This window comes from Microcystis sp. M53598_WE2 (assembly GCF_030067735.1).
GTDB classification, from domain to species: domain Bacteria; phylum Cyanobacteriota; class Cyanobacteriia; order Cyanobacteriales; family Microcystaceae; genus Microcystis; species Microcystis aeruginosa.
The window spans coordinates 1-5,634 of record NZ_JASJFE010000945.1; the positions used below are offsets into that span (position 1 = coordinate 1).

6 protein-coding genes and 1 tRNA gene are annotated in these 5,634 nt (G+C 39.4%); 4 read left to right on the forward strand and 3 right to left on the reverse strand.

Going from position 1 to position 5,634, the window contains the following annotated elements:
* Nucleotides 1-345: 345 nt before the first annotated feature.
* From PX636_RS19260 to petG, 3 genes are read left to right on the forward strand one after another with little or no spacing between them, the layout of a single operon-like run.
* Nucleotides 346-831, forward strand: a complete 486-nt coding sequence (locus PX636_RS19260) for a hypothetical protein (protein WP_288118342.1) — start codon at nucleotides 346-348, stop codon at nucleotides 829-831.
* An 18-nt stretch (nucleotides 832-849) separates the two neighbouring features.
* Nucleotides 850-1,062, forward strand: coding sequence for a hypothetical protein (locus PX636_RS19265; protein ID WP_288118344.1), 213 nt, complete (start codon nucleotides 850-852; stop codon nucleotides 1,060-1,062).
* 27 nt (nucleotides 1,063-1,089) lie between these two features.
* Entirely contained in the window at nucleotides 1,090-1,206 is a 117-nt protein-coding gene (gene petG, locus PX636_RS19270) for a cytochrome b6-f complex subunit V (protein ID WP_004162585.1), read from the forward strand.
* 170 nt (nucleotides 1,207-1,376) lie between these two features.
* Here the strand turns inward: petG and PX636_RS19275 are convergent, their stop codons facing one another.
* Nucleotides 1,377-1,928 (reverse strand): 1,2-dihydroxy-3-keto-5-methylthiopentene dioxygenase, encoded by a 552-nt coding sequence (locus PX636_RS19275; protein ID WP_012267195.1) that lies wholly within the window; start codon nucleotides 1,926-1,928, stop codon nucleotides 1,377-1,379.
* A 131-nt stretch (nucleotides 1,929-2,059) separates the two neighbouring features.
* Here PX636_RS19275 and PX636_RS19280 point away from each other — a divergent pair.
* Nucleotides 2,060-2,132, forward strand: a tRNA-Ala gene (locus PX636_RS19280).
* 41 nt (nucleotides 2,133-2,173) lie between these two features.
* Here PX636_RS19280 and PX636_RS19285 read toward each other — a convergent pair.
* Together PX636_RS19285 and PX636_RS19290 are read right to left on the reverse strand one after the other, a co-directional pair.
* The gene (locus tag PX636_RS19285; RefSeq protein WP_288118345.1) at nucleotides 2,174-4,399 is read right to left on the reverse strand and encodes a hypothetical protein; all 2,226 of its coding nucleotides are present in this window, start codon (nucleotides 4,397-4,399) and stop codon (nucleotides 2,174-2,176) included.
* Nucleotides 4,400-4,409: 10 nt separating this feature from the next.
* Nucleotides 4,410-5,474, reverse strand: a complete 1,065-nt coding sequence (locus PX636_RS19290) for an NAD-dependent epimerase/dehydratase family protein (protein WP_288118346.1) — start codon at nucleotides 5,472-5,474, stop codon at nucleotides 4,410-4,412.
* Between the last annotated feature and the right edge of the window lie 160 nt (nucleotides 5,475-5,634).

Genomic DNA, 5,634 nt, shown 5'->3' on the forward strand with positions numbered 1-5,634 from the left:
AAAAAGCTTTTCCTAGGGGCAGGGTGTGGGGTGTGGGGTGTGGGGTGTGGGGTTTTACCGATTTTCAGGTGGTCAATTACCTAATTTTCAGGGAAAAAGTACCTGAATTTTCCCCCCAATCACTCCAAAGGTCGGCACTTTTTGAGGGAAAACAAGTCTAAAAGTCTTATACAACAAGGTTTTTAGATTTATTCAGCAAGCCGTAATTAGTTTCAAGCATCAGTTCAGTTATCGGCGCTCAAACTTGCTGGTGGAGATGGGAGAATAGCTGCAACAAATAATTAACTATAGCTTATAGTTAAGGTACGCGACCGCTATCTTGGCAGAAAATATTAAAAAAAATCAATGGAAGCAATTAAAAAGGAATTGAAAAAAATCGGTTCTCTTGCCCTGTTTTTTTTCTTGGCTTTCGGTTATATTCTTCTGATCATGAAATTATTTCTGGAAGAATATTCGATTACTACCTACGTTTTGGGTAAAGCGAGCTTAGGGGCGATCATTGCGGCAAAAACCGTGGCCATTCTCGACGCAGCCATGAAGCTAGAATGGTTAGAAAATCGACCCCGTTACCTTAGCATTCTGTATCGAACCTTTGTTTATACCCTAGCAGCACTGATTCTCGGCTCGATCGAGGGTTTTCTGGAAGCTTATCGGGGAACGCGGGTGATTTCGGAGGCAATGGCCAAATTTTGGCAAAGGGAAAGTTTCTCTCAAATCCTTGCGGTTACTCTCTGTCTAGCAGTGGTTTTTTGTCTCCACAATCTCTGGCAAGAAATCGATCGCTATTGGGGTAAAGGCAAATTGAGAAAATTTTTTCTCGATCGCTCCTAGAGTACAGCAGTTATCTTAATGGTGAAGTTTTCCTTTTCGGGAGTCGGGAGACTGCGAGACAGGGATTTAGGGAGATGGGGATTTAGGGAAATTTCAGCTAAATTCCCCACTACCCCCCACACCCCACACCCCACACCCCACGAAAAACTTATTCAGCAAACCCTATTTAATAAGTATGTGCGATCGCCCTATCTTTCCAGGGCAACCGCTGCTACGATAAAATACGGGTGAAAAATTGCTAATCCAAGGAGTACAGACGTGATTGAACCTTTAGTGCTAGGCATTACCCTAGGCTTAATTCCCATTACCCTAGCGGGTTTGTTCGTTGCCGCCTACTTACAGTACAAACGGGGCAATCAATTCGGCTTAGACTAAATCTATCACGCCAATCCCCCGAATTGAGACAATCTCCCGTCAAGCTAGGCACTAGACGGGAGATTTTCAACAGGACAAATTTGCCGCTTAACAGATTGTGGCTGCCGGCGTTGCCATCCCTGCAAAACTCCTCTGTCTTTTTGGGAAAGCGATCGCCAAAAAACCAAAGGCTACACGGCTGTTAAACTAGGAAAACGAATGACGGTTTCCGTATATTCGGGAACCCATCCGGCGGTACTGGTGAAGTAACGTACTGCTTTAACTCGTTTACTGGCAGTGAGGTGAAACCAGTGTTCGCTATGGGCGGGAACATTGATATATTCTTGAGGTTGAATAGTTAATTCCCCCTGAGAACCATCGGCAAAGACAAAGCCAAAAACCCCCTCCCCATCAATGATATAACGCACCTCATCGTCGGCGTGGGTGTGACAGCGCTCGAATTTTGCCAGTAAAGTGTCGAGATTGGCAATTTCAGGGTGTAAAACGATTAAATCTCTAGCTTGATAACCCGCTTCTTGCTTTAGTTGCTCAAAATAACCGTCTAAGCTGGTTAAAACTATTTCTTTTTCTTCGTCAGTCAGAGAAGCTTGTTTAAGTAGCTGACGAGTGGCTTCGTTTTCGATCGGCCAATAGTTTAAAGTAACATTTAATTTGGCCAATTCCAGACTAATATCGGCTAACTGGGTATAGGTTGTCCCATTCTCTAAGCGTAGTATCGCCATTGGTTATCATCCTCAAGATTACTTTTTCCATTTTAAAGTTTTCCAGAGAGAAGCCGCTCAATTTTTTGCGCCTCGATCCCTTGCCAGTTCCTAGGATTTTCTGCTTAAAAATGCTATTATGGTCTATATCTGGGGAATTAGCTCAGTTGGTAGAGCGCTGCGATCGCACCGCAGAGGTCAGGGATTCGAGTTCCCTATTCTCCATTTTCCAGAGATATTAACCGCTTTTCAAGGTTCAAGAAAGATTATGAACCAGTCTCAACTTCCCAAAAAGGCGTTACTTTTATTTCTGGGGAGAATAGCAGAGGATTACTGACAGAAAAGCTAAAAGACTTAACTTGTGGTGGTAATTTTCCTTGAAAAAATGCCATTAATTCCTGTTCATTTCTTGGTAAGTGACTAAGGATAACTCCATTAGCTGAATTATCTTGAACAAAGCGAAAATTGGCTTGAGTTCCATCCAGATAATTAACTTTAATTATCACGGGAGGGATTCTAAATATTTTTTTGATTATTTTACCCAACCAAGAATATTCAAATTTAACTTGAACACGAGTAATCCCACTATTACGAGTAGGTAATTCATAGACTTGATCCCAAGTAATATTAGTGGTCTCTCCTAAAGGTGTTGGACTGCAACGACTGACTTTTTGTCTTTCTAGAAGATAAAAGTTGGTTTTGATTGCGGGGACGCGGAAGGGCGAATTTACCGAGTCAAGTTGATAATTACAAACCACATAGGAAAAGGCTTTAGGTTCATCAAAAAAAGGATGTCTGCCATCAATAGCTTGAAAGTGATAAATCAGATAATCTCTCGGAGATTGAGATAAGCTTTGATAATTTAGTTCATCCAGTTTTTCTGTATAAGCAGAATAGGATTGAATAATCGGCCGCGGTTTCCAATTAAGCTGATTGCCCGGAATAAGTGAAAATTCCGAGGGAATTATATCAATAGTTTTGCCTTGCACTTTTCCCAGCACAGAATCGGGTATTTTGGTAGCGGTAGCAATGACTTGTAAATTTTTAGTTGTACTCCTTTCACCTCGCATTTCTAATTCTCTGGGATTAAGCATAGAGGAAATGACAACCCCGATATTATTAACCACTCTATCGGGACTGAAATTACTCCACTGGCGAGCATTTTCCAATATAGTCCAATTAGGACTAGAGGTGATAATAATACATCCCAAAAAAATTATTCCCCAAGCACAATAAGCAATTTTCTTCAACCGAGATTTTTTAGTAATTGTTGTATAAAGAGAAGCTGAGACAATAACCACAAGTGTAAAAACAACAACGTGAGCATCTTGCCTAACAAATCCATGCTTAAATGATAAAAATATAGGAAAAATATAGGCAATAGCCAGACTAATTTTTTTGTCTATAATTGCCAGAGACATTAAAAGCAAACTTAAGGACAAGCAGAGCAAGGCAATGAGTAAATGCTGGTAATTTCCTACAATACTCATCGCACTGGAATAACCAGAAGAAATTTGCCAAGAATTGCTCAAATATTCGATGAGAGAGGGAAAATTATTGAGATTAATTGTTTGGATAAGAAGTAACCCATAAAGCCCATAAAATACTAACAGAGGTAACAAGTTAAGTAAGTAGTTCTGATTAAATAGAAGATAGATTCTGCCTTTGATCCCCCCTAGCCCCCTTAATAAGGGCGGTGCCGATGGGCGGCGGGATCTGACAATAAACCAGAGAGTTAAAGCTACTCCTCCAGCAATGCAAAGATTAACTATAATGTGAATAAAGGCTCGGTTATAAGAGGCTGGATAGAGAAAAATAAAGGCAATGGAAGGAATGCTTAAAGTTAAGTTAATACCAGCGAGAACATTTTTTATAACTATCGATGGTGACTTTTGAAAATATCCCCGAATAATATTAACAAATATGTAGATAAACAGGCTGCCTGCTAGATAAATTCCTAAAGTTAGTTTCGTGAGTATAGAGAACCCACTGATCATGCCAATAGCTATAGCTAAATAATTGATGTACTTTTGAAAAAAGTTATCAAAAGACATGAGTATCAGGAGGATAAGTGTCATCTGATAATCAACAGTAAAGCCGATACTGTTGTAGGGATTTCCTACTAGGGTAGCAAAAATAATTGACAGCACAAAAACTATTTGATTGCTATAGCTTTTAATAAATAATAATCTGAGAATAACCACCCCTAATAGACAAAGGTGTATCAACCAGCGAAAATAGATAATTTGGGAAAAGTTGTGATTTAAAGATGTGCCATGAACCAGATAGCCTAGGGGTCCATAGGTGAAGATAATATCTTGTCCAAAAATTAACTGTTTATGGGCAGCATCACTAATGGCAAAAGCCCAAGAAGGATCTAAACCAATTTCTAGCCAATCAATAATAGGCAAATTTGCCAGAAAAAAGTAGGCAGTAATGATAATTAGTATTCCTTTGACGACTACAGGTGATTTGAAAGATTTTTTCTGCATAATTGTTCAGTTAAAAAATACCTTTTAAGTCCTTTTCATAGGTGTGAATCCAATCAAAAATATCTTGGATTAATTTTCTACCGTCTCGCTGGGGTTGCCATGCAGTTATAGAACTGATTTTGCGAGAATCAGTGATAAAAATTGGCATATCTCCGGTGCGATTTTCGGGAATTGCCTCAATCATTATATTATTGCCCGTGATTTCCTGACATAGTTTTGTGGTTTCGCAAAGAGACAAAGAAAAATCTTGCCCACCCCCCACATTAAAAGTCTGCCCTTTGAATTGTTCTAAATTAGCAATCTGAATATCGATTAAATCGAGTAAATCAGCTACATGAAGAAAATCTCTAACCTGTTTCCCCGTACCCCCATAACCGATATATTTTAAGGACTTCTGAAAGTAATGATTAGCCACCCAAAGGGCAAAAACTCCCTGATCAACTTTTCCCATCTGCCAAGGACCAGTTAAAACTCCACAGCGATTAATTAAAGTTCTTAATCCGTAGGCATCCCCATATTCATTAATAATCAGTTCCGATGCTAACTTAGTAGAACCGTAGAGAGAACGGGGCAAATCTAAGGGAAATTGTTCACTGATACCAAAAGCAGAAACCCCGGGTAAATTTTGCTGTTCAGATAACTGAAAACGAGTATCTGTTTCTGTATAGTTTAATTGATTAAGATAGGCAATAGGATAAACTCTGCTAGTGGAGAGAAAAATAAAATCAGCTTGGGTTTGTCTAGCTAATTCTAAACAGTTAATCGTTCCAATTAAGTTAGTCTGCAAAACATAGCCAGGGGAAGTATAACCAGCTAAAACGGAAGGTTCTGCCGAACATTCTAGGATTAAATCCACTGGCAAAGCGGATGCTTCTAAGTCTTCCGCATTTCTGACATCTCCATGAACAAATTCAATTCCCGCTTGTTTGAGACGGGGAATATTTAATTCAGAACCCCGACGCTTTAAGTTATCTAAGGCGATAATTTTCCAGTCGGGATAGAGTTGGGCTAATCCTAAACCTAAAGAACTGCCCACAAAACCCGCACCACCAGTAATTAACACTTGCCTAGTCATAATTGTACAATCTTGATTAGTATTTATAGGTTACTTTGAATCACTGTATTGTCAGTAATTATCTAGGTTTGGTGGCTTTGACAAATAGCTGCCCACCCAAGAAATTCCAGAAAATAGGAAATTTTAAATAAATTTTGAGTAAGGTGGGTGAAGCGGGTCT

Bases quoted from the DNA above. Each gene is read 5' to 3' on its own strand.
- PX636_RS19260 (WP_288118342.1), top strand. From the start codon at position 346: ATGGAAGCAATTAAAAAGGAATTGAAAAAAATCGGTTCTCTTGCCCTG.
- PX636_RS19275 (WP_012267195.1), bottom strand. From the start codon at position 1,928: ATGGCGATACTACGCTTAGAGAATGGGACAACCTATACCCAGTTAGCC.
- PX636_RS19285 (WP_288118345.1), bottom strand. From the start codon at position 4,399: ATGCAGAAAAAATCTTTCAAATCACCTGTAGTCGTCAAAGGAATACTA.
- PX636_RS19265 (WP_288118344.1), top strand. From the start codon at position 850: ATGGTGAAGTTTTCCTTTTCGGGAGTCGGGAGACTGCGAGACAGGGAT.
- PX636_RS19290 (WP_288118346.1), bottom strand. From the start codon at position 5,474: ATGACTAGGCAAGTGTTAATTACTGGTGGTGCGGGTTTTGTGGGCAGT.